The 26,283-nt window shown below is 59.0% G+C and carries 32 protein-coding genes; 20 read left to right on the top strand and 12 right to left on the bottom strand.

The genetic code is table 11. The annotated features are described in order from the left end of the window. The first annotated feature begins 257 nt into the window (after window positions 1-257). Genes PSPTO_RS23110 through PSPTO_RS30515 form a run of 5 tightly spaced genes read left to right on the top strand, consistent with a single transcriptional unit; the run spans window position 258 to window position 3,284 of the window. Window positions 258-653, top strand: coding sequence for a hypothetical protein (locus tag PSPTO_RS23110; protein WP_011105012.1), 396 nt, complete (start codon window positions 258-260; stop codon window positions 651-653). Continuing rightward, window positions 646-2,022: a class II fumarate hydratase gene (locus PSPTO_RS23105; protein WP_011105011.1), complete on the top strand. Its 1,377-nt coding sequence runs from the start codon at window positions 646-648 to the stop codon at window positions 2,020-2,022. Before PSPTO_RS23110 ends, PSPTO_RS23105 begins: the two co-directional genes overlap by 8 nt. Window positions 2,023-2,054: 32 nt before the next feature. Further along, on the top strand, window positions 2,055-2,516 hold the full coding sequence (locus PSPTO_RS23100) for a tetratricopeptide repeat protein (RefSeq protein WP_005766501.1): 462 nt from the start codon (window positions 2,055-2,057) through the stop codon (window positions 2,514-2,516). Next, window positions 2,517-3,128 (top strand): superoxide dismutase, encoded by a 612-nt coding sequence (locus PSPTO_RS23095; RefSeq protein ID WP_011105010.1) that lies wholly within the window; start codon window positions 2,517-2,519, stop codon window positions 3,126-3,128. 27 nt (window positions 3,129-3,155) lie between these two features. Continuing rightward, window positions 3,156-3,284 carry a hypothetical protein gene (locus PSPTO_RS30515; protein WP_011105009.1) on the top strand — a complete coding sequence of 43 codons (129 nt, stop codon included), beginning with the start codon at window positions 3,156-3,158 and terminating at the stop codon, window positions 3,282-3,284. Window positions 3,285-3,298: 14 nt separating this feature from the next. Here the strand turns inward: PSPTO_RS30515 and PSPTO_RS23090 are convergent, their stop codons facing one another. The 10 genes from PSPTO_RS23090 to PSPTO_RS23045 all read right to left on the bottom strand — a co-directional run bounded on the left by PSPTO_RS23090 (window position 3,299) and on the right by PSPTO_RS23045 (window position 10,338). After that, on the bottom strand, window positions 3,299-3,571 hold the full coding sequence (locus PSPTO_RS23090; RefSeq protein ID WP_003377548.1) for an HPr family phosphocarrier protein: 273 nt from the start codon (window positions 3,569-3,571) through the stop codon (window positions 3,299-3,301). Window positions 3,572-3,587: 16 nt separating this feature from the next. After that, on the bottom strand, window positions 3,588-4,445 hold the full coding sequence (gene rapZ / locus PSPTO_RS23085) for an RNase adapter RapZ (RefSeq protein ID WP_003377550.1): 858 nt from the start codon (window positions 4,443-4,445) through the stop codon (window positions 3,588-3,590). Window positions 4,446-4,447: 2 nt separating this feature from the next. After that, the gene (gene ptsN, locus PSPTO_RS23080; protein WP_005766506.1) at window positions 4,448-4,912 is read right to left on the bottom strand and encodes a PTS IIA-like nitrogen regulatory protein PtsN; all 465 of its coding nucleotides are present in this window, start codon (window positions 4,910-4,912) and stop codon (window positions 4,448-4,450) included. Window positions 4,913-4,923: 11 nt separating this feature from the next. Continuing rightward, complete coding sequence (gene raiA, locus PSPTO_RS23075; protein ID WP_003377554.1) at window positions 4,924-5,232, bottom strand: ribosome hibernation-promoting factor, HPF/YfiA family; 309 nt, start codon at window positions 5,230-5,232, stop codon at window positions 4,924-4,926. Window positions 5,233-5,306: 74 nt separating this feature from the next. Further along, window positions 5,307-6,800, bottom strand: a complete 1,494-nt coding sequence (locus PSPTO_RS23070; RefSeq protein ID WP_003377556.1) for an RNA polymerase factor sigma-54 — start codon at window positions 6,798-6,800, stop codon at window positions 5,307-5,309. Window positions 6,801-6,982: 182 nt separating this feature from the next. Then, entirely contained in the window at window positions 6,983-7,708 is a 726-nt protein-coding gene (lptB, locus tag PSPTO_RS23065; protein WP_005620338.1) for an LPS export ABC transporter ATP-binding protein, read from the bottom strand. After that, window positions 7,709-8,257 carry a lipopolysaccharide transport periplasmic protein LptA gene (gene lptA, locus PSPTO_RS23060; RefSeq protein WP_007243690.1) on the bottom strand — a complete coding sequence of 183 codons (549 nt, stop codon included), beginning with the start codon at window positions 8,255-8,257 and terminating at the stop codon, window positions 7,709-7,711. Next, on the bottom strand, window positions 8,244-8,816 hold the full coding sequence (lptC, locus tag PSPTO_RS23055) for an LPS export ABC transporter periplasmic protein LptC (RefSeq protein ID WP_005766512.1): 573 nt from the start codon (window positions 8,814-8,816) through the stop codon (window positions 8,244-8,246). Before lptC ends, lptA begins: the two co-directional genes overlap by 14 nt. 8 nt (window positions 8,817-8,824) lie before the next feature. After that, window positions 8,825-9,364, bottom strand: coding sequence for a KdsC family phosphatase (locus tag PSPTO_RS23050; RefSeq protein WP_005766514.1), 540 nt, complete (start codon window positions 9,362-9,364; stop codon window positions 8,825-8,827). Next, the gene (locus PSPTO_RS23045) at window positions 9,364-10,338 is read right to left on the bottom strand and encodes a KpsF/GutQ family sugar-phosphate isomerase (protein ID WP_005766516.1); all 975 of its coding nucleotides are present in this window, start codon (window positions 10,336-10,338) and stop codon (window positions 9,364-9,366) included. Before PSPTO_RS23045 ends, PSPTO_RS23050 begins: the two co-directional genes overlap by 1 nt. Before the next feature lie 304 nt (window positions 10,339-10,642). On the opposite strand from PSPTO_RS23045, the gene PSPTO_RS23040 reads away from it, so the two are divergent. The 11 genes from PSPTO_RS23040 to PSPTO_RS22985 all read left to right on the top strand — a co-directional run bounded on the left by PSPTO_RS23040 (window position 10,643) and on the right by PSPTO_RS22985 (window position 19,862). Continuing rightward, the gene (locus PSPTO_RS23040) at window positions 10,643-11,452 is read left to right on the top strand and encodes an ATP-binding cassette domain-containing protein (protein ID WP_005620333.1); all 810 of its coding nucleotides are present in this window, start codon (window positions 10,643-10,645) and stop codon (window positions 11,450-11,452) included. Next, entirely contained in the window at window positions 11,452-12,249 is a 798-nt protein-coding gene (gene mlaE, locus PSPTO_RS23035) for a lipid asymmetry maintenance ABC transporter permease subunit MlaE (RefSeq protein ID WP_011105008.1), read from the top strand. Before PSPTO_RS23040 ends, mlaE begins: the two co-directional genes overlap by 1 nt. Beyond that, on the top strand, window positions 12,249-12,716 hold the full coding sequence (gene mlaD / locus PSPTO_RS23030) for an outer membrane lipid asymmetry maintenance protein MlaD (protein WP_003377572.1): 468 nt from the start codon (window positions 12,249-12,251) through the stop codon (window positions 12,714-12,716). Before mlaE ends, mlaD begins: the two co-directional genes overlap by 1 nt. 29 nt (window positions 12,717-12,745) lie before the next feature. After that, window positions 12,746-13,396, top strand: a complete 651-nt coding sequence (locus PSPTO_RS23025) for an MlaC/ttg2D family ABC transporter substrate-binding protein (RefSeq protein ID WP_005766521.1) — start codon at window positions 12,746-12,748, stop codon at window positions 13,394-13,396. Continuing rightward, entirely contained in the window at window positions 13,393-13,698 is a 306-nt protein-coding gene (locus PSPTO_RS23020; RefSeq protein WP_005766523.1) for an STAS domain-containing protein, read from the top strand. Before PSPTO_RS23025 ends, PSPTO_RS23020 begins: the two co-directional genes overlap by 4 nt. Before the next feature lie 114 nt (window positions 13,699-13,812). After that, on the top strand, window positions 13,813-14,052 hold the full coding sequence (locus tag PSPTO_RS23015; protein WP_003377577.1) for a BolA family protein: 240 nt from the start codon (window positions 13,813-13,815) through the stop codon (window positions 14,050-14,052). Window positions 14,053-14,074: 22 nt separating this feature from the next. Continuing rightward, complete coding sequence (murA, locus tag PSPTO_RS23010; RefSeq protein WP_005739059.1) at window positions 14,075-15,340, top strand: UDP-N-acetylglucosamine 1-carboxyvinyltransferase; 1,266 nt, start codon at window positions 14,075-14,077, stop codon at window positions 15,338-15,340. A gap of 154 nt (window positions 15,341-15,494) precedes the next feature. Then, window positions 15,495-16,130, top strand: a complete 636-nt coding sequence (hisG, locus tag PSPTO_RS23005; RefSeq protein WP_005766526.1) for an ATP phosphoribosyltransferase — start codon at window positions 15,495-15,497, stop codon at window positions 16,128-16,130. Window positions 16,131-16,254: 124 nt separating this feature from the next. Further along, window positions 16,255-17,601: a histidinol dehydrogenase gene (hisD, locus tag PSPTO_RS23000; protein ID WP_005766528.1), complete on the top strand. Its 1,347-nt coding sequence runs from the start codon at window positions 16,255-16,257 to the stop codon at window positions 17,599-17,601. Continuing rightward, a complete protein-coding gene (gene hisC / locus PSPTO_RS22995) occupies window positions 17,601-18,653 on the top strand; it encodes a histidinol-phosphate transaminase (protein ID WP_005766530.1) in 1,053 nt (350 codons plus the stop codon). The genes hisD and hisC overlap by 1 nt, the downstream gene beginning before the upstream one ends. A 756-nt stretch (window positions 18,654-19,409) precedes the next feature. Further along, window positions 19,410-19,862 (top strand): thiol-disulfide oxidoreductase DCC family protein, encoded by a 453-nt coding sequence (locus tag PSPTO_RS22985; RefSeq protein ID WP_011105006.1) that lies wholly within the window; start codon window positions 19,410-19,412, stop codon window positions 19,860-19,862. A 24-nt stretch (window positions 19,863-19,886) separates the two neighbouring features. Here PSPTO_RS22985 and algW read toward each other — a convergent pair whose 3' ends face one another. Further along, the gene (gene algW / locus PSPTO_RS22980; protein ID WP_003377590.1) at window positions 19,887-21,047 is read right to left on the bottom strand and encodes a Do family serine endopeptidase AlgW; all 1,161 of its coding nucleotides are present in this window, start codon (window positions 21,045-21,047) and stop codon (window positions 19,887-19,889) included. Window positions 21,048-21,158: 111 nt separating this feature from the next. Between algW and PSPTO_RS22975 the strand changes: the two genes are divergently transcribed. The 3 genes from PSPTO_RS22975 (at window position 21,159) to cysN (ending at window position 24,897) form a co-directional block, all read left to right on the top strand. Continuing rightward, window positions 21,159-21,917, top strand: a complete 759-nt coding sequence (locus PSPTO_RS22975; protein ID WP_003377592.1) for a Nif3-like dinuclear metal center hexameric protein — start codon at window positions 21,159-21,161, stop codon at window positions 21,915-21,917. A gap of 153 nt (window positions 21,918-22,070) precedes the next feature. Next, window positions 22,071-22,988 carry a sulfate adenylyltransferase subunit CysD gene (cysD, locus tag PSPTO_RS22970; RefSeq protein WP_003313577.1) on the top strand — a complete coding sequence of 306 codons (918 nt, stop codon included), beginning with the start codon at window positions 22,071-22,073 and terminating at the stop codon, window positions 22,986-22,988. 10 nt (window positions 22,989-22,998) lie between these two features. Beyond that, window positions 22,999-24,897, top strand: a complete 1,899-nt coding sequence (cysN, locus tag PSPTO_RS22965; protein WP_011105005.1) for a sulfate adenylyltransferase subunit CysN — start codon at window positions 22,999-23,001, stop codon at window positions 24,895-24,897. 129 nt (window positions 24,898-25,026) lie between these two features. Here the strand turns inward: cysN and PSPTO_RS22960 are convergent, their stop codons facing one another. Further along, the gene (locus tag PSPTO_RS22960; protein ID WP_005620321.1) at window positions 25,027-25,470 is read right to left on the bottom strand and encodes a YhcB family protein; all 444 of its coding nucleotides are present in this window, start codon (window positions 25,468-25,470) and stop codon (window positions 25,027-25,029) included. Between the two features lie 145 nt (window positions 25,471-25,615). On the opposite strand from PSPTO_RS22960, the gene PSPTO_RS22955 reads away from it, so the two are divergent. Beyond that, window positions 25,616-26,245 carry an alpha/beta hydrolase gene (locus PSPTO_RS22955; RefSeq protein WP_003377598.1) on the top strand — a complete coding sequence of 210 codons (630 nt, stop codon included), beginning with the start codon at window positions 25,616-25,618 and terminating at the stop codon, window positions 26,243-26,245. Window positions 26,246-26,283 lie beyond the last annotated feature (38 nt).

Genomic DNA, 26,283 nt, shown 5'->3' with positions numbered 1-26,283 from the left:
CCGTTCCAGGGCCGCTTCGCAGCCCTTCGCGGACAAGCGAAGCGTCGCCCGGTCCCACGTCCTCCAGGCCGAAGCAGCCCTTCGCTTGTCCACGATATCCAGGTTTTGTAGGAGCGGACTTGTCCGCGAACTGCCGGGAACCGACAGCAAAACGGGCATCTCAGCACCTGTGTATAACGCACTTGCTCAAGATCAGGCTTGTAATGAGTCAATATCTCATTTGATAATGAATATCATTACCAAAATGAGCTGTGGTCATGGGGCGTGTTTTGCACGAGCTGTCATACCTGGAAAACTGGCGCGCGCTCAGTCTGCGGATTCGTTGTGCCCTTGAGCCTGACGAGCCTCGACTGATCGAGCACTACCTCGCCGAGGGGCGTTATCTGGCGCGTTTCACCGCCACGCCTCCGCTCATGCTTGTCGAAACCACCTTTCGCCTGTTGATGGACACCGCGCGTGATACGGCGCTGCCGTGGCATTGGCGCTGCCTGTGCCTGGATCAGGTGTGGCGGCCGCTGCGTGATTTACAGGCCATCGCCGTCACGCCAGACCGACGTCAGCGCTGGCAAGCCTGTGCTCAGCAGCTCGCGACCTGCGTGCTACAGCCCTCGATTCCCCTTTCTGAACTGGTGCAAGGACATTGCGATGAGTAATACCCGTATCGAACGCGACAGCATGGGCCAATTACAGGTCCCGGCCGAGGCCCTTTACGGCGCGCAGACTCAGCGTGCGGTGGAAAATTTTCCGATCAGCCATCAGCGTATGCCCAGGCTGTTCATTCGCGCGCTACTGCTGGCCAAAGCGGCCGCTGCACAGGCGAACCTTGAGCTGGAGCAGATCAGCGAAGGGCAGAGCCAGGCGATTGTCGGTGCCGTGAAAGAGCTGTTGGCCAGCGACTACATGACTCATTTCCCGGTCGATATCTTCCAGACCGGTTCCGGCACCAGCACCAACATGAACGCCAACGAAGTGCTCGCAACGCTGGCAACGCGGTTACTGGGCGAAGAGGTCAACCCCAACGATCACGTCAACTGCGGGCAAAGCAGCAACGACATCATCCCGACCACGATTCACGTCAGCGCCGCGCTGGCACTCCATGAACAACTGCTGCCAGCGCTTGCGCATCTGGTGCAGGTCACCGAGCACAAGGCCGTGCAAGTCCACGCCTTCGTCAAGACCGGCCGCACACACCTGATGGACGCCATGCCCGTGCGCATGAGCCAGGTGCTCAATGGCTGGGCGCAGCAGATTCGCGCCAACATCGAACATCTGCAGGGTTTGCAGCCCAGCCTGCAAGCACTGGCTCAGGGCGGCACGGCGGTTGGCACCGGAATCAATGCGCATCCCGAGTTTGCAGCACGCTTCAGTCGCCAATTGAGCACATTGACCGGCGTGCAGTTCGCACCGGGCAAGGACCTTTTTGCGCTGATCGGCTCGCAAGACACAGCGGTAGCAGTGTCTGGTCAGCTAAAGGCCACGGCGGTGTCGCTGATGAAAATTGCCAACGACCTGCGCTGGATGAACTCCGGGCCGCTGGCAGGGCTGGGTGAGATCGAGCTTGAGGCCCTGCAACCGGGCTCGTCGATCATGCCCGGCAAGGTCAACCCGGTGATCCCCGAGGCGACTGCGATGGTGGCCGCGCAGGTCATCGGCAACGACGCGACCATCACCGTGGCGGGGCAGTCCGGCAACTTTGAGCTGAACGTGATGCTGCCGATCATCGCCCAGAACCTGCTCAGCAGCATCGAGCTGTTGGCCAACGCCAGCCGGCTTCTGGCGGACAAGGCAGTTGCCAGCTTCAAGGTCAATGAATCCAGGCTCCAGGAAGCGCTGTCACGTAACCCGATTCTGGTCACCGCGCTCAACCCGATCATCGGTTATCAGAAGGCCGCCGAAATCGCCAAGGCCGCTTACAAGCAGGGTCGCCCGGTGATTGACGTCGCTCTGGAGCACACCGATTTGCAGCGCAGCGAGCTGGAAGTGTTGCTCAATCCCGAAAAACTCACCGCTGGCGGCATCTGATTCCAGCCAGCCAACGTCTCTGGAGGTATGTCATGCAGCATTGGAAACGCACCATCGAGCAGGCCAATCGCTGTTTCAATCTCGGCGAGTGGGTAGAAGCCCGTGAGCTGTACCTTCAGGCGTTGGCGCTGGCGCAAGTGTTGTTCGAGCGCTGGGCGGATGCCGACGAAGCCGTCGCAGCCTGTGTGATTTCTCACCACAACCTGGCGGATCTGCACCTCAGCCTGGGTCAGCCGGAGGAGAGCGCCGAGTACCTGTGCGCCATCCACCAGCACCTGTTGCAAACCATGCAGAGCCAGCGTCTGCCCCCCGCCCTGCGGCAGGCAGCCCTGCGCCACAGCAGCAAGACGTACGCCGAGCTGTTGAGTTTTATCAGCGAGCACGGCGAATATCCACGCACCCATCGGTTGTTAAACAGCAGCAGCGAACACACACGCTCATCTCTGCAGCGCCATGGCGCAGCCACTTCCGGACTTTTCTACGGAGCACATTGAATGTCTTATACCTTGCCAGCACTGCCTTACGCCTACGATGCCCTTGAACCGCATATCGATGCGCAAACAATGGAAATCCATTACACCAAACACCACCAGACCTACATCAACAACCTCAATGCGGCGGTGGAAGGCACGGAGTTTTCTGACTGGTCGGTGGAGAAGCTGGTCGCCAGCGTCAAACAGCTCCCGGAAAACCTGCGTCCGGCAGTCATCAACCAGGGTGGCGGCCATGCCAATCATTCGTTGTTCTGGGAAATCATGGTGCCGGGCGGTGGAGGCTTGCCAAAGGGCCCGATCGCCGCGGCCATTGACGAGCAACTGGGTGGCTATGACAGCTTCAAAGAGGCGTTCACCAAAGCAGCGCTGACCCGTTTCGGCAGCGGCTGGGCGTGGCTGAGCGTCACACCTGAAAAGAAACTGGTGGTCGAGAGCAGCGGCAACCAGGACAGCCCGCTGATGAATGGCAATACCCCCATTCTGGGGCTCGATGTATGGGAGCACGCCTACTATCTGCGCTATCAGAACCGTCGTCCCGAATACATCAATGCGTTTTACAACGTGATCAATTGGGATGAAGTTTCCCGACGTTACCAGGCTGCTCTGGCCTGACTTCTGTAACCTGACCCAAGGCAGTTTATGCGCTCAGGAATATTCGCCATCGGCCGAGTGCGGTTGTTGCGTCAGGCAGTCGGCACCGTGCTGCTGATGGCGGGTATGGCGTTACTGGTCGCTCATGGTTTGAGCTGGCTGCGAATGCACTGGTGACGGGTGGGGTGGGCTTACTCGCCCTCATCAAACTTGTTATCAATCAGCTCAACCAGCCCGTCCAGCGCTTCCTGTTCGAATTCGCCTTCGGTGTGCAGGTGGATGTCGGTACCTTTGCCTGCGGCCAGCATCATCACAGCCATGATGCTTTTGCCGTCGACCATGCTGTCTGGCGTGCGGCCGACCCTGATTTTGCAAGGGAACTTGCCGGCGACGCCTACGAATTTGGCGGCGGCGCGGGCGTGCAGGCCCAGTTTGTTGATGATGGTGATTTGACGAACGGGCATCGCAGTGTAAATCCTTTCAGCTAAGGTCGCGGTGGCGGACCTGAACGTTCTTGAGTGATTGTTGCAAGACCTGGCCAAGCCGTTCGGTCAGGTAGACGGAGCGGTGATGCCCGCCGGTGCAACCGATGGCAATGGTAACGTAAGAGCGGTTGCTGGCTGCAAAGCGCGGCAGCCATTTATTGAGGTAGGAGAAGATATCCTGGAACATCTCTTCTACATCGGCCTGCGCGGACAGGTAGTCGATAACCGGTTGTTCCAGGCCCGAATGGTCGCGCAGCTCAGGCTTCCAATAAGGGTTGGGCAGGCAACGCACGTCAAATACCAGGTCTGCATCGACAGGCATGCCACGCTTGAAGCCGAACGACTCGATCAGGAAAGCCGTACCCGGCTCGGGCTTGTTCAGCAGGCGCAGTTTCAGAGCGTCACGCAGCTGGTACAGGTTCAGGTGAGTGGTGTTGATTTTCAGATCGGCCAGGTCGATGATCGGGCCGAGCAGGGTGGTCTCGTCCCGTATCGCCTCAGCCAGCGAGCGGTCCGCTGTGCTCAGCGGGTGGCGACGTCGGGTTTCCGAGAAACGCTTGAGCAGGGTGGCTTCGTCGGCGTCCAGGTAAAGCACGTCGCATTGGATATTGCGTGAGCGCACTTCATCCAGCATCTGCGGGAAGCGTGTGAGGTGGCTGGGCAGATTGCGTGCATCGATGGAAACTGCCAGCAGCGGTTCAGCCAGTTCGGTGTTGATCAGCGCGCGCTCGGCCAGTTCCGGCAGCAGGCCGGCTGGCAGGTTGTCGACGCAATAGAAACCGTTGTCTTCCAGCACATCGAGCGCCGTACTCTTGCCTGAGCCGGAGCGGCCGCTGACGATGATCATGCGCATGGTCAGTGGCCGTTCTGCACGTCCAGCACCACTTGATAAAGCGCTTCACCGCTTTTGGCACTGCGTAGGCGTTCACGCACATCGGCGCGGTCAAGCATGCTGGCGATCTGGCGCAGCAGCTCCAGGTGTGCATCGGTGGCGGCTTGCGGGACCAGCAACACGAAAAGCAGGTCCACTGGTGCGCCATCGATAGCATCGAAGTCGATAGGGTTGGCGAGGTGAATGACCGCACTGACGGGTTCGTCACAGCCGGGGAGGCGGCAATGAGGGATGGCAATACCGTTGCCGAAACCGGTCGATCCCAGCTTTTCGCGGGCAACGAGGCTTGTAAACACCGTGTCCGAATCCATGCCCTGTACTTCACGACCGATCAGGTTGGCGATTTCTTCGAGTACACGCTTTTTGCTGCCTCCCGGCACGTTCACGAGCGAACGGCCGGGGGTCAGGATATTTTCAATTAGGATCATTTAAATGGGCGTTAGCGAGCGGCCGCACCTTTGAGGATGCTTTGCTGCTTTTCCTTATGCTTGAGCAATTGTCTGTCGAGCTTGTCAGTGAGCAGGTCGATGGCAGCATACATGTCGTCATGTTCAGCATTGGCAACTACCTCCCCACCGTGGATATGCAGCGTGGCTTCGATCTTCTGCTTGAGCTTTTCGACCGCCATCGTGACCTGCACGTTTGTAATCTTGTCAAAGTGCCCCTCGAGCTTCTTGAGCTTGAGCTCAACGTATTCGCGAAGGGGTTTGGTCACTTCCAGTTGGTGTCCACTGATGTTGACTTGCATACAGTTTTCTCCTTTGCCAGTGCATAAGAGGCAGGCGTGGTGCCTGCCGCTGGGACGCTTTGGCTCGGCCTGCATCACATCAATCGCTTACGCTCACTGGAAGGCGCTATCCCGAGTGACTCGCGGTACTTGGCGACTGTGCGACGGGCTACTTGAATGCCTTGTGCCTCCAGTAAACCAGCGATCTTGCTATCACTCAACGGCTTTTTCTGATTTTCCGCAGCCACCAGTTTTTTGATGATTGCGCGAATTGCCGTGGACGAGCATTCGCCGCCCTCGGAGGTGCTCACGTGGCTCGAGAAGAAGTATTTCAGCTCGTAAATACCGCGTGGGGTGTGCATGAATTTCTGCGTGGTCACCCGCGAGATCGTCGACTCGTGCATGCCTACCGCTTCGGCGATATCGTGCAGGACGAGCGGCTTCATGGCCTCGTCGCCGTACTCGAGGAAACCGCGCTGATGCTCTACGATCTGCGTGGCGACCTTCATCAGCGTTTCGTTGCGGCTCTGCAGGCTCTTGATGAACCAGCGGGCTTCCTGCAACTGGTTGCGCATGAAGGTGTTGTCGGCGCTGGTATCGGCGCGACGCACGAAGCCTGCGTATTGCGGGTTGACGCGCAGACGCGGTACCGACTCCTGATTGAGCTCGACCAGCCAGCGCTCGTTGTCCTTGCGCACGATCACATCAGGGATGACATATTCGGCTTCTGTGGATTCGATTTGCGAACCCGGGCGCGGGTTGAGGCTCTGGACCAGCTCGATGACCTGACGCAGCTCGTCTTCCTTGAGCTTCATGCGGCGCATCAACTGGCCATAGTCACGGCTGCCCAGCAGGTCGATATAGTCGGTGACCAGTCGCTGCGCTTCTGTCAGCCAAGGCGTCTTCGCCGGCAACTGGCGCAATTGCAGCAGCAGGCATTCACTGAGATTGCGCGCGCCGATGCCCGCAGGTTCAAACTGCTGGATGCGGTGCAGTACGGCTTCGATTTCGTCGAGTTCTATGTCCAGTTCCGGGTCGAAAGACTCGAGAATCTCTTCAAGCGTCTCGTCCAGATAGCCCTGATTGTTGATGCAGTCGATCAGCGTGACGGCGACCAGGCGATCCTTGTCGGACATCGGTGCGACGTTCAGTTGCCACAGCAGGTGGCTTTGCAGGCTTTCGCCGGCCGAAGTACGGGTGGTGAAGTCCCACTCGTCATCATCGTTGCTGGGCAGGCTGCTGGCGCTGGTCTGGTAGACATCTTCCCAGGCAGTATCGACCGGCAGTTCATTGGGAATGCGCTCGCTCCATTCGCCGTCCTCGAGGTTGTCCACGGTAGGCGCGGATTCCTGGTAGGTCGGTTCCTGAACGTCGGGGTTGGGCTTTTGTTCGATGTTGTCGGCAAGCGGGTCGGAGTTGTCGAAGTCGTCGCCTTCTTCCTGCCGTTCCAGCATAGGGTTTGACTCCAGCGCCTCCTGAATCTCCTGCTGGAGGTCCAGAGTGGAAAGCTGAAGTAAGCGGATTGCCTGTTGCAGCTGCGGTGTCATCGTCAGCTGCTGGCCCATTCTCAAGACTAGCGATGGTTTCATGGCAGGGGCTAAACACCTTATTCGCCGGCGCGCACGCGCCATCTACTACAGGCGCCGGGGCGCCAACTTAAGCAAATTATATGCCTGAAACCTGTGCCTTTGCCTAGAGTGGTATGACAAATAAAATATTGTCAACACACTGCATGGGCATCAATCGGCCGCGAAGCGCAAAGGGCAGCCGATTAAAGGCGGAATTCGTGACCGAGGTAGACCTCTTTCACCAGTTGATTCGCCAGAATGGTCTCGGAGTCGCCTTCTGCGATCAGTTGCCCATCGTTGACGATGTAGGCGGTTTCGCAGATGTCCAGCGTTTCACGGACGTTGTGGTCTGTGATCAGTACGCCGATACCCTTGGCCTTGAGATGGTGAATGATCTGCTTGATATCACCCACCGAAATCGGGTCGACGCCTGCGAACGGTTCGTCCAGCAGGATGAACTTGGGCGACGTGGCCAGCGCACGGGCAATCTCCACACGGCGACGCTCACCACCCGACAGGCTCATGCCCAGGTTGTCGCGAATGTGGGTGATGTGAAACTCCTGCAGGAGACTTTCCAGCTCCTTGCGGCGAGCCCCGGCGTCGAGTTCCTTGCGGGTTTCGAGAATCGCCATGATGTTGTCGGACACCGACAGCTTGCGGAAGATCGAGGCTTCCTGCGGCAGATAGCCAATACCGGCGCGTGCGCGGCCGTGCATGGGCTGGTGGCTGATGTCCAGATCGTCAATCAGCACGCGACCCTGATCAGCCTGGACCAGACCCACGATCATGTAGAAGCACGTGGTCTTGCCGGCGCCGTTGGGGCCCAGCAAGCCGACGATCTGGCCGCTGTCGATGGAGATACTCACATCGCGTACGACCTGTCGGCTCTTGTAGCTTTTAGCCAGATGCTGGGCTTTGAGCGTTGCCATTTACGGGGCCTTCTGCGGTTGATCGGTTTTCTTTTTCGGCTGGATGACCATGTCGATACGCGGACGTGGTGTGGTCACCTTGGCGCCGCCATTGGCCCGGCCGGCGCTGACGACCTGCCTGACGGTGTCATAGACGATTTTCTCGCCTTCTGACGTGTTGCCGTCATTGACGACCTTGGCCTTGTCGATCAGGACAATACGGTCCTGCCCGGCGTAATACTGAATGGTGATGGCGTATGCCTGCACGATCGGTTTGTCCACGGCAGGCTTCTGCTCGTAGTAGGCCAGGTTGCCGACCGAGGTAAACACATCGACTTCGCCCTGGGCATTACGAGTGATCGTCACGGTGTTGCCGGTGATTTTCATCGAGCCCTGGGTGATGATGACGTTACCTTTGTAGGTCGCCACGCCTTTCTTGTCATCGAGCTGAGCATCGTCAGACTGGATGTGGATCGGCTGATCACGGTCATTTGGCAGGGACCAGGCGCTCGCGCTTCCCAGTGCCGCGCTCAGGCCGAGCAATAAAGGAAGAGTTTTAACGAGCCTCATACTGTCCTCTTACGTTGGACAGCAGGTCCATCCTGCTGTCTTTCAAATACGCTTTCATTCCCTTGGCCGTAGTGACACCGCCCGCGCCGTCGATTCTAACGTCTTGGTCGGTCTGCGCATATTCCTTCTGCGGGAATACAGTCATGCGGCTGCTGGTAATGATAGTTGTGCGTTGTTTCTCATCGGTGCGTTCGACGCGAACATCGTCGATCAGCTCAACCTGGTCACCCGCAGACGAAACTTCGCCTCTTTTGCTTGTCACGTGCCAGGGGAACTCGCCGCCACGGTACATGTGCAGGTTGGGGGTGGTCAGCAGGCTCACGTCTGTGGCCATCACATGCTCTACCTTATCGGCAGTCATGTCGTACTGAAGTGTGCCGTCCGGCAGATACTGCACGCTGCGCGTGTTGATCGCATAGTAGTCGATGACCGTGTCGTCAACGGATGAAATGGGTCTATCCATAAAACTTTCCGGGCTGATGTTCCAATAGCCGACGGCCGCCAGCAGCACCGCCAGTACCCCGAAAAGCAGGAACTTCCGAATTTTTTTAGTGAACATAATGGCTTCTATAAATAGGCGGAGTGAGCCGCTTCAAGGTTGCCTTGCGCACTCAGAATCAGTTCGCAGAACTCGCGTGCAGCGCCTTCGCCGCCTCGCGCTCTGGTTATTCCGTGTGCATGCTCGCGTACAAAGCTTGCTGCATTGGCAACCGCCATGCCCAGGCCGACACGCCGAATGACGGGCAAGTCTGGCAGATCGTCGCCCAGATAGGCGACTTGTTCGTAATCGAGTTTCAACTCTGCCAGCAATTGATCCAGTACGACCAGTTTATCTTCGCGACCCTGAAACAGGTGCGCGATGCCCAGGCTCTTTGCCCGGCGCTCGACGATTGACGTCTTGCGGCCACTGATAATGGCAGTAGTCACGCCCGAGGCTATCAGCATTTTTATGCCTTGGCCGTCGAGCGTATTGAATGTCTTGATCTCGCTGCCATCTTCCATGAAATAAAGACGGCCGTCAGTCAGTACGCCGTCGACGTCGAAAACGGCCAGCTTGATAGCTTTGCCGCGCTGCATGAGGTCCTGAGTCATTGTTTCGGTTTCCATCACATGACACCTGCGCGCAAAAGGTCTTGCAGGTTGAATGCGCCCACCGGCTTGTCGTTCTGGTCCACGACGACCAGAGCGCTGATCTTGTTGTCCTCCATGATTTTCAGCGCCTGGGCGGCAAGCATGTCTGCGTGCGCCGTCTTGCCGTGGAGGGTCATGACTTCATCAATGGTGGTCTGGCGGATATCGACCGGGCGATCCAGTGTTCTGCGCAAGTCGCCGTCGGTGAATATGCCGGCGAGCGTGCCGTCGGCTTCAAGAATTGCAGTCATGCCCAGGCCCTTACGGGTCATTTCCAGCAGCGCGTCCCGTAGCAGGGTGCCGCGCTGAACGCTGGGCAGGGCGTCACCGGAGTGCATGACGTTCTCGACCTTGAGCAGCAGGCGCCGGCCTAGCGCACCGCCCGGATGGGAAAATGCAAAATCTTCGGCAGTGAAGCCCCGTGCATCGAGCAGCGCCACGGCCAGGGCATCGCCCATGACCAATGCAGCGGTGGTTGACGACGTCGGTGCCAGATTGAGCGGGCAGGCTTCGTGCACGACATGGGCATTGAGGTTGATGTCCGCGGCCCTGGCCAAAATTGACTCGGGGTCGCCGGTCAGGCTGATCATCTTGATGCCCAGACGCTTGATCAGCGGCAGCAGCGTGACAATTTCGTGGGTGCTGCCGGAGTTGGACAGGGCCAGGATGATGTCGTCACGGGTAATCATGCCCATGTCACCGTGGCTGGCTTCGGCCGGGTGGACAAAAAAAGACGTGGTGCCGGTGCTCGCCAGTGTTGCGGCGATTTTTTTGCCCACGTGCCCGGACTTGCCCATGCCGACCACCACAACCCGACCTTTGCTGGCGAGGATCATTTCGCACGCGCGCACGAAATCCCCGTCAAGACGTTCGAGCAAGCCTTGTATGGCTTCGATCTCGAGACGAATGGTGCGTTGCGCCGATTGGATCAGGTCACTGGATTGGTTCATGTCTGGAAAGGGTCAGCCTGCTGAAAGGCGGCGATTATAGCGGTAATGAACGATTCCCTCACGTCTGATCGTCATTGTGTGGTTTTTAAACGAATTTCCTACGTTCTTGCGAGTCTGTATCGAAGCCTGTGGCCATAACATTGTGGTACAGAATAATTCAGCGAATACCTGAACCGCTCGGTTCTCTTCTTGGGGACGGGGGGTTGCGGTGATATAGTTCGCGGCCTGTTCGGTCCGCCTGGACAGCCAGTCTGCCGCCACCAACCGGCGGCCAAGGGCGGAGGCTGTATCGCAAGGAGTTTAGATGAGTCCTGATGACGCCTATGCGGTCGAGTTGAAAGGTGTGTCTTTCAAACGCGGTACGCGCAGCATTTTTAATAACGTCGATATTCGTATTCCGCGGGGCAAGGTCACCGGGATCATGGGGCCGTCGGGCTGTGGCAAGACTACCTTGCTGCGCCTGATGGGCGCTCAGTTGCGCCCGAGCGAAGGGCAGGTGCTGGTCAACGGCCAGAATCTGCCGGAGCTGTCGCGCAGTGATCTGTTCGACGCGCGCAAGCAGATGGGCGTGTTGTTCCAGAGCGGGGCGCTGTTCACCGATCTGGACGTTTTCGAAAACGTCGCCTTTCCGTTGCGCGTGCACACCGAGCTGCCGGAAGAAATGATCCGTGACATCGTGCTGCTCAAGCTTCAGGCGGTAGGCCTGCGCGGTGCGGTCGAGCTGATGCCGGACGAACTGTCGGGTGGCATGAAGCGCCGCGTCGCACTAGCCCGTGCAATTGCTCTCGACCCACAGATCCTCATGTATGACGAGCCCTTTGTGGGGCAGGACCCGATCGCCATGGGCGTGCTGGTACGCCTGATCCGCCTGCTCAACGATGCGCTGGGTATCACCAGTATCGTCGTGTCCCATGATCTCAGCGAGACAGCGAGCATTGCCGACTATCTCTATGTCGTGGGCGACGGGCAGGTGCTGGGGCAGGGCACGCCTGAGGAACTGATGTCCTCGGACAACCCACGTATTCGTCAATTCATGACCGGCGAACCTGATGGCCCTGTGCCGTTCCATTATCCGGCGCCGGATTTTCGCGAAGATCTTTTGGGGAAGCGCTGATGCGCAACAAGTCACTGATGGACCGGGTTCGCCTGCTGGGGCGTTCGGCCATTGATATCGTCGCTGTACTGGGCCGCTCCGGTCTGTTTCTGGTGCACGCCCTGCTGGGGCGCGGCGGTGCGGGCAGCAGCTTTCAGTTGCTGGTCAAGCAGCTTTATTCAGTCGGTGTGATGTCGCTGGTCATCATTGTGGTGTCCGGCATGTTCATCGGCATGGTGCTGGCGCTGCAAGGCTTCAGCATTCTGGCCAAATACGGCTCCGAGCAGGCGGTCGGCCAGATGGTCGCCCTGACCCTGCTGCGTGAACTGGGGCCGGTGGTCACCGCCTTGCTGTTCGCCGGCCGCGCAGGTTCTGCGCTGTCCGCCGAGATCGGCAACATGAAGTCCACCGAGCAGTTGTCGAGCCTTGAGATGATCGGTGTCGATCCACTCAAGTACATCGTTGCGCCGCGCCTGTGGGCAGGTTTTATCTCGCTGCCGATTCTGGCGATGATTTTCAGCGTGGTGGGTATCTGGGGCGCGTCCTGGGTAGCAATCGATTGGCTGGGCGTCTATGACGGTTCTTTTTGGTCGAACATGCAAAACAGCGTTTCTTTCACGAACGATGTGCTCAATGGGGTGATCAAAAGCGTCGTATTTGCCTTCGTGGTGACATGGATTGCCGTTTTTCAGGGTTACGATTGCGATCCTACTTCCGAGGGGATCAGTCGCGCGACGACCAAAACCGTCGTCTACGCCTCGTTGGCCGTGCTGGGACTGGACTTTATTTTGACCGCCTTGATGTTTGGAGATTTCTGATGCAAAACCGTGCCATCGAAACCGGAGTCGGCCTTTTCCTGCTTGCCGGGATACTGGCTCTGCTCCTGCTGGCCCTGCGAGTCAGTGGTCTGAGCACAAGCGCGAGCACCGACACCTATAAACTTTATGCCTACTTCGACAATATTGCCGGTTTGACTGTCAGAGCCAAGGTCAGCATGGCGGGTGTCACCGTCGGCAAGGTGACTGCGATCGATCTGGACCGCGACACCTTCACCGGCCGTGTCACCCTGGAAATCCAGAAGAAGGTCGACAACCTGCCTTCCGACTCCACCGCGTCGATTCTGACCGCTGGCCTGCTGGGCGAAAAATACATCGGTCTGAGCGTCGGTGGCGATGACAAGCTGCTCAAGGATGGCGGGACCATTCATGACACGCAGTCGTCGCTGGTGCTGGAAGACCTGATCGGGAAATTCCTGCTCAATACCGTCAGCAAAGACGCCAAGTAAGCCAAGTCAAGCCTAGTAAGGAGCTTTAAATGATCTCTATCCTGCGTCGTGGTCTGCTGATACTGCTAGCCACCCTGCCGATGCTGGCCAACGCGGCGGCGACCCCTTCGGCTCATGACCTGGTGGAACGCACCACCAAGGAATTGCTGAGCGATCTGGCGACCAACCGTGAGCAATACAAGTCCAATCCAAGCGCGTTCTACGATGCGCTGAATCGCATTGTCGGCCCTGTCGTGGATGCGGACGGCATTTCCAAAAGCATCATGACCGTCAAGTACTCCCGCAAGGCAACGCCTGAGCAGGTGAAGCGTTTTGAAGAAAACTTCAAACGCAGCCTGATGCAGTTCTACGGCAACGCGTTGCTCGAGTTCAACAACCAGGGCATCACCGTAGCGCCTGCCAAGGACGAAGGCGATGACCGGACCAGCGTTGACATGCAGGTCAAGGGCAGTAACGGCGCGGTGTATCCGGTCTCCTACACGCTGGTTAAGCTGAACGACGAGTGGAAAGTGCGTAACGTTGTCATCAATGGCATCAACATCGGCAAACTGTTCCGAGACCAGTTCGCCGATGCAATGCAGCGTAACGGTAACAACCTCGACACCACGATCAACAACTGGGCTGGCGAGGTCGCCAAGACCAAGTCCACCGTCGAAGCTGCGCAGAAGCCTGCGCAATGAGTGAGTCTGCCGTCCGTCTTGTCGGGCCAGGTGAGCTCAAGCTGACTGGCGTGCTGGATTACCGCACCGGGCCGCACCTGCGCAAGCAGGGGGCGGCACTGATCAAATCCGGCGATCTGTCCGAGCTGACGCTTGATTGTTCCGGTGTCGAGAAGTCCAGCAGCGTGGGCCTGGCACTGCTGCTGGCGTTCATGCGTGATGCTCGCGATGCAGGAAAGTCGATCACCGTGCAGTCATTGCCCGAAGACATGCGCCAGATAGCCCGTGTTTCAGGTGTGACCGAGCTGCTGGGCATTCATTAAAAGGCATCACCGAGAAAGCCCTTTATCCGGGACCCGCTCGTCGGGCTTCGCATAACATGGGCTTTTTTGTATGATGGCCGACCCGCGCGCGTTCAGCGCCGATCGAGGTTAAGCATGCAGGCTGTAGAAGTTAAGAGCTTCCTTGAAGGAAAGCTGCCGCAAATCAAGGTGGAAGTTGAAGGCGAAGGCTGCAACTTCCAACTGAACATTATCAGCGACGAGTTGGCGGGCCTGAGCCCGGTCAAGCGTCAGCAGCAGATTTATACCCATCTGAACCCCTGGATCGCCGATGGCAGCATCCACGCGGTGACCATGAAATTTTTCAGCCGCGCTGCCTGGGCCGAGCGTACCTGAGCCAATTGGTGTCGAGACTCTAATGGATAAATTGATTATTACCGGCGGCGTTCGTCTTGATGGCGAAATTCGCATTTCCGGGGCAAAGAACTCTGCCCTGCCGATCCTTGCCGCCACGTTGCTGGCCGATGGGCCCGTCACCGTTCAGAACCTGCCACACCTGCACGACATCACCACCATGATCGAGCTGTTCGGTCGTATGGGCATCGAGCCTGTGATCGACGAAAAGCTCAGCGTCGAGATCGACCCGCGCACCATCAAGACCCTGATCGCTCCGTACGAACTGGTGAAAACCATGCGTGCGTCGATTCTGGTACTGGGCCCGATGGTCGCTCGTTTCGGCGAGGCCGAAGTGGCGCTGCCGGGTGGCTGTGCCATCGGTTCGCGTCCGGTTGACCTGCACATCCGTGGCCTTGAAGCTATGGGCGCGATCATCGATGTCGAAGGCGGCTACATCAAAGCCAAGGCGCCTGAAGGCGGCTTGCGTGGTGCGCACTTCTTCTTCGATACCGTGAGCGTGACCGGTACTGAAAACATCATGATGGCCGCCAGCCTGGCAAACGGTCGCAGCGTGCTGGAGAACGCCGCTCGCGAGCCTGAGGTTGTCGACCTGGCCAATTTCCTGATCGCCATGGGTGCAAAAATCCACGGTGCAGGCACCGACACCATCACCATTGATGGCGTCAAGCGTCTGGGGTCGGCCACCTACAAGGTCATGCCTGACCGCATCGAGACCGGCACCTATCTGGTCGCTGCCGCCGTTACCGGTGGCCGTGTGAAGGTCAAGGACACCGATCCGACCATCCTTGAGGCGGTGTTGCTCAAGCTTCAGGAAGCCGGTGCCGAAGTCACCACCGGTGAAGACTGGATCGAGCTGAACATGCACGGCAAGCGTCCCAAGGCCGTCAATGTGCGTACTGCGCCGTATCCTGCGTTTCCGACCGACATGCAGGCGCAGTTCATCTCGCTCAACGCGATTGCCGAAGGCACGGGCGCGGTCATCGAGACCATCTTCGAAAACCGCTTCATGCACGTGTATGAAATGCACCGCATGGGCGCTCAGATCCAGGTCGAAGGTAACACTGCGATCGTCACGGGCACCGAGGTGCTCAAGGGCGCGCCAGTCATGGCCACCGACCTGCGTGCATCGGCCAGTCTGGTGATTTCGGCGCTGGTCGCTCAGGGCGATACGCTGATCGACCGCATCTACCACATCGACCGTGGTTACGAGTGCATCGAAGAGAAGCTGCAAATGCTGGGCGCCAAGATCCGCCGCGTTCCGGGCTAGTAGCGAGTGGTCCTGGTGCCGCTGGCATCAGGACCGCCTGTTCTGTCGCGGGTGTGGTTTCTGATTCGTTTCACTTCAGGCTGAATCGGCCTGAGGGTTGTCACGCGCCGCTTGCGTCGTGACAAAAGTTTCCTGATAAGGACTTACGTTTCCCATGTTGACCATCGCACTGTCCAAGGGCCGCATTCTTGATGACACCCTGCCGCTTCTCGCCGAAGCGGGCATCGTGCCGACCGAGAATCCGGACAAGAGCCGCAAGCTCATCATTCCTACGACCCAGGCCGATGTGCGCCTGCTGATCGTGCGCGCCACCGATGTGCCGACGTACGTCGAGCATGGCGCAGCCGATCTCGGCGTTGCGGGCAAGGATGTGTTGATGGAGTACACCGGCCAGGGCCTGTATGAGCCTCTCGACCTGCAGATTGCCAAGTGCCGGCTGATGACCGCAGGTGCTATCGGCGCTGTCGAGCCCAAGGGCCGTCTGCGTGTGGCCACCAAGTTCGTCAACGTTGCCAAGCGTTATTACGCCGAGCAGGGTCGTCAGGTCGATATCATCAAGCTGTACGGCTCCATGGAGCTGGCACCGTTGATTGGCCTGGCAGACAAGATCATCGACGTGGTCGATACCGGCAACACCTTGCGCGCCAACGGTCTGGAGCCACAGGAACTGATTGCAACCATCAGCTCAAGGCTGGTGGTCAACAAGGCGTCCATGAAGATGCAGCACGCACGCATCCAGGCCCTTATCGACACCCTGCGCAAGGCAGTGGAGTCGCGACACCGCTGTTGATCCCCCCACGCAACGATGAGTTGCGTCCAGCTATCCGTGTCATAGCCAAATTTCTCAGGTGCCTGCGCGGATAGCTTGGTAGCTTTAGGCTCCTGAGCATCCGCCAATTATTGAGGCCCCCGCTATGACCACGCCCACTGCAATTCGCCGACTCGACGCTGCTGACCCGGATTTCGCGCGCCATTTGGATCATCTGCTGAGCTGGGAAAGTGTGTCTGACGACTCGGTCAACCAGCGCGTGCTCGACATCATCAAGGCCGTGCGTGAGCGTGGCGACGCAGCACTTGTTGAATTAACTCAGAAATTCGACGGCCTGCAGGTCGCTTCGATGGCTGAGCTGATCCTTCCCCGCGAACGTCTGGAGCTTGCGTTGACGCGCATTACGCCGGTTCAGCGCCAGGCACTGGAAAAAGCCGCCGAGCGTGTGCGCAGCTACCACGAGAAGCAGAAGCAGGACTCCTGGAGCTATACCGAGGCCGACGGCACGGTGTTGGGTCAGAAAGTCACGCCGCTGGATCGAGCCGGCTTGTACGTGCCCGGCGGCAAGGCGTCTTACCCGTCGTCGGTGTTGATGAATGCCATTCCGGCGAAAGTGGCGGGGGTGACCGAGGTGGTCATGGTCGTGCCGACGCCGCGTGGCGAAATCAACGAGCTGGTGTTGGCGGCAGCCTGTATCGCCGGCGTTGACCGTGTGTTCACCATTGGGGGCGCGCAGGCTGTGGCGGCCCTGGCCTACGGCACTGAGAGCGTACCGAAGGTCGATAAGGTCGTCGGCCCTGGCAATATCTATGTCGCCACGGCCAAGCGCCATGTGTTCGGGCAGGTCGGCATCGACATGATTGCCGGGCCTTCCGAGATTCTGGTGGTGTGCGACGGCCAGACCGATCCTGACTGGATCGCCATGGACCTGTTCTCCCAGGCCGAGCACGACGAAGATGCTCAAGCCATTCTGGTCAGCCCGGACGCCGAATTCCTCGACAAGGTTGCCGCGAGCATCACGCGTTTGCTGCCGACCATGGCGCGAGCAGCCATTGTCGAAACATCGATCAATGGCCGTGGTGCGCTGATCAAGGTGGCGGACATGGCGCAAGCCATCGAAGTGGCCAATCGCATTGCGCCCGAGCACCTCGAGTTGTCCGTCGCCGATCCTGAGGCCTGGCTGCCGCACATTCGTCACGCCGGCGCGATCTTCATGGGTCGTCACACCTCCGAGGCGCTGGGCGACTACTGCGCCGGTCCCAACCACGTATTGCCGACCTCCGGTACGGCGCGGTTTTCCTCGCCATTGGGCGTTTACGACTTCCAGAAGCGTTCGTCGATCATCTATTGCTCGCCAGAGGGCGCGTCCGAACTGGGCAAGACCGCGTCGGTACTGGCCCGTGGCGAATCCTTGAGCGGCCACGCCCGCAGCGCCGAATACCGCATCACTGATCTTGACTGGAAAACTGGCAACCTTGAGGAAGGCAAATAATGAGCAAATTCTGGAGCCCTTTCGTCAGTGGTCTGGTGCCTTATGTGCCGGGCGAGCAGCCGAAGCTGACCAGACTGGTCAAGCTCAATACCAATGAAAACCCCTACGGCCCGTCGCCCAAGGCTGTCGAGGCCATGCGTGCGGCGCTGACCGACGACTTGCGCCTGTATCCCGACCCAAATAGCGACCTGCTCAAGCACGCCGTTGCCGGTTATTACAACGTGCAGCCCAACCAGGTGTTTCTCGGTAACGGCTCCGATGAAGTACTGGCGCACATCTTTCACGCGTTGTTCCAGCACGACGCGCCACTGTTGTTTCCGGACATCAGCTACAGCTTCTATCCGGTCTATTGCGGCCTGTATGGCATCGACTATGAAATGGTCGCGCTGGACGAGCAGTTCCAGATTCGCGCCGAAGACTACGCCAGGCCGAATGCCGGGATCATCTTCCCCAACCCGAATGCGCCAACTGGCTGCCTGCTGGGGCTGGACGCGGTCGAGCAGATCATCAAGGCCAGCCCGGACTCGGTGGTGGTGGTCGATGAAGCGTATATCGACTTTGGTGGCGAAACCGCGATCACCCTGGTGGATCGTTACCCGAACCTGCTGGTCACGCAGACCTTGTCCAAGTCGCGCTCGCTGGCCGGCCTGCGCGTCGGTCTGGCGGTCGGGCACCCTGACCTGATCGAGGCACTGGAGCGGGTCAAGAACAGCTTCAACTCCTACCCGCTGGACCGCATGGCCAACGTGGGCGGTGCTGCAGCGTTTGAAGACCGCGAGCACTTCGAGACAACGCGCAACAAAGTCATCGAAAGCCGCGAGGCGCTGGTCGAGCAACTGCGGGGCAAAGGCTTTGATGTGCTGCCCTCGGCCGCCAACTTCATCTTCGCCCGCCACCCGCAACACGACGCCGCCGCCCTGGCCGCGAAACTGCGCGAACAGGGCGTCATCGTCCGACACTTCAAGCAGCAACGCATCGCCCAGTTCCTGCGCATCAGCATCGGCACGCCGGAACAGCATCAGGCGTTGCTGGAAGGGTTGAGCGATATCTGAGCGGAGCGGGTGCGCGGATCATCTACCGTCCCACGCTCCGCGCTCGGCTAACTGACTATCGTGCCAATTGGCATGCCGTTCTGGACGCTTTGCGTCAAGCAGGTGCTGCTGCTGCACCATTTAATGCCTTGCCCGTAGTCACTGGATATAGAAGAAAGCGCTTTTTTCCGCAATGGCACTGACGACGCAGAGTGCGACGTAAGTGACGGCTGAGCTCTGTCGCTGATCCGGGGGATGCGAGGCAGGACGCCGAGCAAGCCGCACCGGGCCAAGGATGGCCCGTTGCGGCGGCCCCCGGATCAGTGGCAGGGCGAAGGAACCCGACGAAGTCGGGCCGGAAACGGGGCTGGGGCTTTGCTCACTTTGGTCCCTCAAAGTGAGTCGCCGAGGGGCGAAAAGGTGACCTGAGCCTAGAGCATATCCGACTGACATCGCAAAACCGCTTTGCGAGGCGGAGCGCCGCAAACACAAAGAGGACGCAGAGCGTCCGGAACGGCATGCCGACGCGGAGCATCGGCACGATAGTCAAATCTTCCATGCGACGTGACGTAGTGTTTTACCAGTAGCTCGCGGCACGGTGCTTTAGATGTGCTTTTCGATCGCGATGGCACTGACAACGCCGAACCGCTATGCGACGCAGAGCGTCGCGAACTGCACTCCCGTGCGCAGATGCATCCCTGTGGCGCTCGGCGTCACATGCTAACCTGCAGCGACCCGGGCACTCCGGCCAAGCCCGCCAAAAAAAGGAGTGAAGCCATGCAATCTAACACCCCTCAGCCCAACCCCGCGCCTTTCCTGAAAGCGGGTGAAACAGTGGTGCTGTTCGATGGCGTCTGCAAATTATGCAACGGCTGGGCAAAATTCATTATTCGCCATGACCGCAGGCAGCGGATACGCCTGGCTACTGTGCAATCGCCGGAGGGCCAGGCGCTGCTGGAATGGGCGGGCCTTCCACTGGATCGTTTTGACACAATGGCGGCCGTCACTGGGGATCGGCTCTATGTTCGCTCCGAGGCCTTCTTTGTCGCCCTGTCGGATTTTCCTGCGCCTTGGCGCTGGCTGAGGGTGTTGCGCTTCTTCCCGGCGGTTATACGCGACTGGCTGTACGACAGAATCGCATTGAATCGATACCGGCTATTTGGCCGTTATGATTCCTGCCTGCTGCCAACCCCCGATCACGAGCGACGCTTTCTGAAAGCCAGCCCGTGATCAAGCGTTAGCCGTTCGCCCTGATTACTCGGGCGCTGCGGCAGGTGTCGGTGCAGGCGGTGGGCGCAGGCCTACTTCTGCGCTGAGGCGCATTTCCTTGCCGTTGCGCATCACGTCGATTGCAATCTTGTCCTTGGGCTTGGTGCGCGCCACCTGGTTCATCGAGCGACGGCCGTCACCCGCAGGTTCGCCATTGATGGCAAGAATTACGTCACCCAGTCGCAGCCCGGCTTTCTGCGCTGGCCCATCGCGAAAAATACCAGCGACAACGATGCCTGGACGATCCTTGAGCCCGAAGGACTCGGCCAGCTCCGGGGTCAACGGTTGAACCTCGATGCCCAGCCAGCCGCGAATGACCTGACCGTGTTCGATGATCGACTTCATGACATCCATCGCCAGCTTGGTCGGGATAGCGAAGCCGATGCCTTGAGATCCGCCGGACTTGGAAAAGATCGCGGTATTGATGCCGATCAGATTGCCAGCGGCATCCACCAGCGCACCGCCCGAGTTGCCGGGGTTGATGGCTGCGTCGGTCTGAATGAAGTCTTCATACGTGTTCAGGCCCAACTGGTTACGCCCGGTGGCGCTGATGATGCCCATCGTCACGGTCTGGCCGACGCCGAACGGGTTGCCGATGGCCAGTGCGACGTCGCCGATACGAATGCCGTCGGAGCGCGCGATGGTAATGGCTGGCAGGTTTTTCAGATCGATTTTCAAGACCGCAAGGTCGGTTTCCGGGTCGTTGCCAATGACTCTGGCGATGGTTTCGCGGCCGTCCTTGAGCGCCACCACGATCTGGTCCGCGCCAGTGGTGACGTGGTTATTGGTCAGGATGTAGCCTTCCGGGCTCATCATCACGCCAGAGCCAAGGCTGGACTCCATGCGCTTCTGTTTAGGCGTGTTGTCGCCAAAGAAGCGCCGGAACTGCGGGTCTTCAAAAAGCGGGTTGGTGCCCTTGTTCACCATCTTGGTGGTATAGAGGTTGACCACCGCTGGCGCTGCGGCAATGACCGCATCGGCATAGGAAGAGGGGCCCTGCATGACATTGGTCGTCTGTGGCGCCTGTTGCAGATTGACATCCATGCTCGGCAGGCCAACCCACTGCGGATAACGCTGGATGATCAGCAGGGCGATAAGCACGCCAGCCAGCAATGGCCAGCCGAAAAAACGCAGTGCCTTGAACATTTAACAAGTCCTGATGGTTGCGGGCGCAGAAAGTTTTGCCACGGGTGCGCCATAATGGCGGGCATTATACGAGTACAACGCAGCTCTGAACTGCATATTTAGGAGTCTTTTATGGCTGTTGCTCTGAGCACCCTCGTCGAAGAAGCCGACCGCTATCTGAACAGTGCCCGTATTCAGGATTATTGCCCCAACGGGCTGCAGGTCGAAGGCCGGCCGCAGGTGATGCGCATCGTCAGCGGCGTGACCGCCAGCCAGGCATTGCTGGACGCCGCCGTGGAGGCTCAGGCTGATCTGATCCTGGTGCACCACGGCTATTTCTGGAAGGGCGAAAACCCCTGTGTCGTCGGCATGAAGCAGCGTCGCCTGAAAACCCTGCTCAAACACGACATCAGCCTGCTTGCCTATCACCTGCCGCTGGACGTGCACCCTGAAGTGGGTAACAACGTGCAACTGGCGCGTCAACTGGACATCACTGTCGAAGGCCCGCTGGACCCCGAAAACGCGCGTGTGGTCGGCTTGATCGGCTCGTTGTCCGAACCCATGACCGCGCGGGATTTCGCCCGTCGCGTGCAGGACGCTCTGGGGCGTGAGCCCTTGCTCATCGAAGGCAGCCAGATGATTCGCCGGGTTGGCTGGTGCACCGGTGGCGGCCAGGGTTACATCGATCAGGCGGTGCTGGAAGGCGTCGATCTGTTTCTGAGTGGCGAGGCGTCGGAGCAGACCTTTCACAGCGCGCGCGAGAATGACATCAGCTTCATCGCTGCCGGTCACCACGCCACCGAGAGGTATGGCGTTCAGGCGCTGGGCGATTACCTGGCTCGTCGTTTCGCGCTGGAGCATATCTTCATCGATTGCCCCAACCCGATCTGAATGACCAAACAGTGAGGCATATGCATAGATCGTTTCGATCTAGCGGCATCGCTGATTAGCGATATCACGCATGTTAAAGTGCGCGGCTCGAATACGGCCCGCAGGCCGCCCCGGGTTTTCCCGGTCCATAACGAACGCAATCCGTGAGTAGCCATGGTTGACAAACTGACGCATCTGAAACAGCTGGAGGCGGAAAGCATCCACATCATCCGCGAGGTCGCCGCCGAGTTCGATAACCCGGTGATGCTGTACTCGATCGGCAAGGATTCGGCCGTGATGCTGCACCTGGCGCGCAAGGCTTTCTTCCCCGGCAAACTGCCATTCCCTGTGATGCATGTCGATACCCGCTGGAAATTCCAGGAGATGTATCGCTTTCGCGACCAGATGGTCGAGGAAATGGGCCTTGACCTGATCACTCACATCAACCCCGATGGCGTGGCGCAGGGCATCAACCCTTTCACCCACGGCAGCGCCAAACACACCGACATCATGAAGACCGAGGGCCTGAAACAGGCGCTCGACAAGCATGGTTTCGATGCCGCTTTCGGCGGCGCCCGACGCGACGAAGAAAAGTCCCGGGCCAAGGAACGCGTGTACTCGTTCCGCGACAGCAAACACCGCTGGGACCCGAAAAATCAGCGTCCCGAGCTGTGGAATGTCTATAACGGCAACGTCAACAAGGGCGAGTCGATCCGCGTGTTCCCGTTGTCCAACTGGACCGAGCTGGACATCTGGCAGTACATCTACCTTGAAGGCATCCCGATCGTGCCGCTGTATTTCGCCGCCGAGCGCGACGTAATCGAGAAGAACGGCACGCTGATCATGATTGACGACGAGCGCATCCTCGAGCATCTCACCGACGAAGAAAAGTCGCGCATCGTCAAGAAAAAGGTCCGTTTCCGTACCCTCGGCTGCTACCCGCTGACCGGTGCTGTCGAGTCCGAAGCGACCAGCCTGACCGACATCATTCAGGAAATGCTGCTGACGCGAACTTCCGAACGCCAGGGCCGGGTCATCGACCACGACGGTGCAGGCTCGATGGAAGAAAAGAAACGTCAGGGTTATTTCTAAGGGGTGTCACATGTCGCATCAATCTGATTTGATCAGCGAGGACATCCTCGCCTATCTGGGCCAGCACGAACGCAAGGAAATGCTGCGCTTTCTTACCTGTGGCAACGTCGACGACGGCAAGAGCACGCTGATCGGGCGTTTGCTGCACGACTCCAAGATGATCTACGAAGATCACCTGGAAGCCATCACCCGTGACTCGAAAAAGTCCGGCACCACGGGCGATGACGTCGATCTGGCGTTGCTCGTGGACGGCCTGCAGGCCGAGAGGGAGCAGGGCATCACGATTGATGTCGCTTATCGCTATTTCTCCACGGCCAAGCGCAAGTTCATCATTGCCGATACGCCTGGCCATGAGCAGTACACCCGCAACATGGCGACCGGTGCGTCGACCTGTGATCTGGCGATCATTCTGGTGGATGCGCGTTACGGCGTGCAGACCCAGACCCGTCGTCACAGCTACATCGCCTCGCTGCTGGGTATCAAGCACATCGTTGTAGCCATCAACAAGATGGACCTCAACGGCTTCGACGAGCGCGTATTCGAGTCGATCAAAGCGGATTATCTGAAGTTTGCCGAGGGCATCGCCTTCAAGCCGACCACCATGGCGTTCGTGCCGATGTCGGCGCTCAAAGGCGACAACGTGGTGAACAAGAGCGAGCGTTCGCCTTGGTACGCCGGCCAGTCGCTGATGGAAATTCTTGAAACCGTCGAAATTGCCAGCGACCGTAATTACACGGACCTGCGTTTTCCGGTGCAGTACGTCAACCGCCCCAACCTGAACTTCCGTGGTTTTGCCGGCACGCTGGCCAGCGGCATCGTGCACAAGGGCGACGAAATCGTTGTGCTGCCGTCGGGCAAGAGCAGCCGTGTGAAGTCCATCGTCACATTCGAAGGCGAGCTCGAGCAGGCCGGGCCGGGTCAGGCGGTCACGCTGACCATGGAAGACGAGATCGATATCTCCCGTGGTGATCTGCTGGTGCATGCCGACAACGTTCCTCAGGTCAGCGATGCGTTCGACGCCATGCTGGTGTGGATGGCTGAAGAGCCGATGCTGCCCGGCAAGAAGTACGACATCAAACGCGCCACCAGTTACGTGCCGGGCTCGATTGCCAGCATCACCCATCGGGTCGATGTGAACACGCTGGAAGAAGGCCCAGCCAGCTCGTTGCAGTTGAACGAGATCGGTCGTGTCAAAGTCAGCCTGGACGCGCCTATCGCGCTGGATGGCTACAGCAGCAACCGCACTACGGGAGCGTTTATCGTTATCGATCGCCTGACCAATGGCACTGTTGCGGCAGGCATGATCATCGCCAAGCCGGTGTCGGGCGGCGGTTCGCACCACCATGGTGAGCTGGCTCACGTTTCTACCGAGGAGCGTGCACAGCGTTTCGGTCAGCAGCCAGCCACCGTGCTGTTCAGCGGCTTGTCTGGCGCGGGTAAAAGCACGCTGGCGTACGCGGTCGAGCGCAAGTTATTCGACATGGGCCGTGCGGTTTATGTGCTGGACGGCCAGAACCTGCGCCATGACCTGAACAAGGGTTTGCCACAGGATCGCGCCGGCCGCACCGAGAACTGGAGCCGTGCTGCGCATGTGGCGCGTCAGTTCAACGAAGCGGGCCTGCTGACCCTGGCGGCCTTCGTTGCGCCGGACGCTGAAGGCCGTGAACGCGCCAAAGCGCTGATCGGCAAAGAGCGTCTGGTGACCGTCTACGTTCAGGCGTCTCCAGCGGTCTGCCGTGAACGTGACCCGCAAGGCCTGTATGCCGCTGATGGCGATAACATTCCGGGTGAGTCCTTCCCGTATGACGTGCCACTGAATGCCGATCTGGTGATCGACACGCAGACACTCAGCGTGGAAGAAAGCGTTAAACAGGTACTGGATCTGTTGCGTGGTCGTGGCGCGATCTGATGTGTACGCAAGCGTTTAGCCTGTAACGGCCCCTTCGCGATCCGCATTGCTCGCGAAAAGGGGGCTAGGCTCACAAAAAAAGCCCGCCGCAGATGCTCTCTGCGGCGGGCTTTTGTGTGGCGGTGAACCTTACTTTTTCAAGCCGTAGTGCTCATCGAGCATGCCTGGGGTATTAGGCGACTTGGGGGCGTAGTCCTTGGGTGTTTCGGTGTCGCGCGGCGGGGTCAGGCGATCACGATGGTCGCGGTGTGCCTGATTGGCCTCCGGGTGCAGCGCGGCCAGCAGACGCTGGCGGGTCAGGTCATCGAGTGCCAGACGGTTGGCGCCTTCTGCAAGGTGCTCCTGAACGTCCTGATAGCTTTGCGAAAGCTTCTGTACCAGATTAGCCGTGCTGTTGAAGTGAGTGACTACCTCGTTCTGATAGGTGTCGAAACGCTCCTGAATGTCATCCAGCTGGCGCTGAGTGCTGTTCGGAACGGTGTTGGGCAGCAAACGTGCCACCAGAAAACCAATGACGACACCGGCCACCAGGGCGAGCGTCGGCAACAACCAGACTAAGAGCGAGTGTTCCACGAGTCCTTCCTCTATAAACGGCTTTGCTTTACGTTAACGGCTCGAACCTGCGCTGTATACCCGCGACGTGTCGTTGATATGCAAGCCGCAGACAATCAGCTAGACGAGTCGACCCATTTCGAGGTCACGGAGTTCTGTTTTGCTCATGCGTGAAACCCCATTTTTTATCGATGGCCCAGAAGGCCAGCTTGAAGCGCTGTATCAGGATGTGCCGGATGCCAGAGGCGTGGCGCTGATCTGCCATCCTAACCCGATCCAGGGTGGCACGATGCTCAATAAAGTCGTCTCGACGTTGCAGCGTACCGCACGCGACCAGGGTTTGATCACTCTGCGCTTCAATTATCGCGGCGTCGGTGCCAGTGCCGGTACATCGGTGGCCGGGCCCGGCGAAATCGACGATGCCCAGGCCGCTGCCCAATGGCTGCGGGCGCAGCATCCGGATTTGCCGATGACCCTGTTCGGTTTTTCGTTCGGCGGTTATGTCGCTGCCAACCTGGGCGGTCGCCTCGAAGCACAGGGCGAAAAGCTCACGCATTTGTTTCTGATTGCTGCAGCTGCCTCGCGTCTCCAGGATCAGAGCGTATTGCCACACGCCTGCCCGCTGACGATCATTCAGCCAGAGGCCGACGAAGTCATCGACCCTGAAACGGTCTATGCATGGTCGGCCGCGCTGCAACGCCCCCATGAGCTGCTGAAAGTGGCAGAATGCGGACACTTTTTTCACGGCAAGTTGACTGATCTGAAAGATCTGCTCCTGCCGCGACTCCCCAACTGATTGCAGCCCGTATTGCATCCTTTAGATAAGCGACCTGC

It is taken from the genome of Pseudomonas syringae pv. tomato str. DC3000 (assembly GCF_000007805.1).
Classification (GTDB): Bacteria; Pseudomonadota; Gammaproteobacteria; order Pseudomonadales; family Pseudomonadaceae; genus Aquipseudomonas; species Aquipseudomonas avellanae.
This window is presented reverse-complemented; position numbering and strand designations above follow the sequence as displayed.

Coding starts and splice junctions, on each gene's coding strand:
- PSPTO_RS23025 (WP_005766521.1), top strand. CDS start 12,746: ATGATCTCTATCCTGCGTCGTGGTCTGCTGATACTGCTAGCCACCCTG.
- PSPTO_RS23045 (WP_005766516.1), bottom strand. CDS start 10,338: ATGAACCAATCCAGTGACCTGATCCAATCGGCGCAACGCACCATTCGT.
- PSPTO_RS23040 (WP_005620333.1), top strand. CDS start 10,643: ATGAGTCCTGATGACGCCTATGCGGTCGAGTTGAAAGGTGTGTCTTTC.
- PSPTO_RS23070 (WP_003377556.1), bottom strand. CDS start 6,800: ATGAAACCATCGCTAGTCTTGAGAATGGGCCAGCAGCTGACGATGACA.
- PSPTO_RS23095 (WP_011105010.1), top strand. CDS start 2,517: ATGTCTTATACCTTGCCAGCACTGCCTTACGCCTACGATGCCCTTGAA.
- PSPTO_RS30515 (WP_011105009.1), top strand. CDS start 3,156: ATGCGCTCAGGAATATTCGCCATCGGCCGAGTGCGGTTGTTGCGTCAG.
- raiA (WP_003377554.1), bottom strand. CDS start 5,232: ATGCAAGTCAACATCAGTGGACACCAACTGGAAGTGACCAAACCCCTT.
- lptA (WP_007243690.1), bottom strand. CDS start 8,257: ATGAGGCTCGTTAAAACTCTTCCTTTATTGCTCGGCCTGAGCGCGGCA.
- PSPTO_RS22985 (WP_011105006.1), top strand. CDS start 19,410: ATGCAATCTAACACCCCTCAGCCCAACCCCGCGCCTTTCCTGAAAGCG.
- cysD (WP_003313577.1), top strand. CDS start 22,071: ATGGTTGACAAACTGACGCATCTGAAACAGCTGGAGGCGGAAAGCATC.
- hisD (WP_005766528.1), top strand. CDS start 16,255: ATGACCACGCCCACTGCAATTCGCCGACTCGACGCTGCTGACCCGGAT.
- PSPTO_RS23050 (WP_005766514.1), bottom strand. CDS start 9,364: ATGGAAACCGAAACAATGACTCAGGACCTCATGCAGCGCGGCAAAGCT.
- hisG (WP_005766526.1), top strand. CDS start 15,495: ATGTTGACCATCGCACTGTCCAAGGGCCGCATTCTTGATGACACCCTG.
- mlaE (WP_011105008.1), top strand. CDS start 11,452: ATGCGCAACAAGTCACTGATGGACCGGGTTCGCCTGCTGGGGCGTTCG.
- PSPTO_RS23015 (WP_003377577.1), top strand. CDS start 13,813: ATGCAGGCTGTAGAAGTTAAGAGCTTCCTTGAAGGAAAGCTGCCGCAA.
- lptB (WP_005620338.1), bottom strand. CDS start 7,708: ATGGCAACGCTCAAAGCCCAGCATCTGGCTAAAAGCTACAAGAGCCGA.
- PSPTO_RS23105 (WP_011105011.1), top strand. CDS start 646: ATGAGTAATACCCGTATCGAACGCGACAGCATGGGCCAATTACAGGTC.
- PSPTO_RS23100 (WP_005766501.1), top strand. CDS start 2,055: ATGCAGCATTGGAAACGCACCATCGAGCAGGCCAATCGCTGTTTCAAT.
- murA (WP_005739059.1), top strand. CDS start 14,075: ATGGATAAATTGATTATTACCGGCGGCGTTCGTCTTGATGGCGAAATT.
- PSPTO_RS22975 (WP_003377592.1), top strand. CDS start 21,159: ATGGCTGTTGCTCTGAGCACCCTCGTCGAAGAAGCCGACCGCTATCTG.
- PSPTO_RS23020 (WP_005766523.1), top strand. CDS start 13,393: ATGAGTGAGTCTGCCGTCCGTCTTGTCGGGCCAGGTGAGCTCAAGCTG.
- PSPTO_RS23110 (WP_011105012.1), top strand. CDS start 258: ATGGGGCGTGTTTTGCACGAGCTGTCATACCTGGAAAACTGGCGCGCG.
- rapZ (WP_003377550.1), bottom strand. CDS start 4,445: ATGCGCATGATCATCGTCAGCGGCCGCTCCGGCTCAGGCAAGAGTACG.
- mlaD (WP_003377572.1), top strand. CDS start 12,249: ATGCAAAACCGTGCCATCGAAACCGGAGTCGGCCTTTTCCTGCTTGCC.
- ptsN (WP_005766506.1), bottom strand. CDS start 4,912: ATGATCCTAATTGAAAATATCCTGACCCCCGGCCGTTCGCTCGTGAAC.
- PSPTO_RS22955 (WP_003377598.1), top strand. CDS start 25,616: ATGCGTGAAACCCCATTTTTTATCGATGGCCCAGAAGGCCAGCTTGAA.
- cysN (WP_011105005.1), top strand. CDS start 22,999: ATGTCGCATCAATCTGATTTGATCAGCGAGGACATCCTCGCCTATCTG.
- hisC (WP_005766530.1), top strand. CDS start 17,601: ATGAGCAAATTCTGGAGCCCTTTCGTCAGTGGTCTGGTGCCTTATGTG.
- lptC (WP_005766512.1), bottom strand. CDS start 8,816: ATGTTCACTAAAAAAATTCGGAAGTTCCTGCTTTTCGGGGTACTGGCG.
- algW (WP_003377590.1), bottom strand. CDS start 21,047: ATGTTCAAGGCACTGCGTTTTTTCGGCTGGCCATTGCTGGCTGGCGTG.
- PSPTO_RS23090 (WP_003377548.1), bottom strand. CDS start 3,571: ATGCCCGTTCGTCAAATCACCATCATCAACAAACTGGGCCTGCACGCC.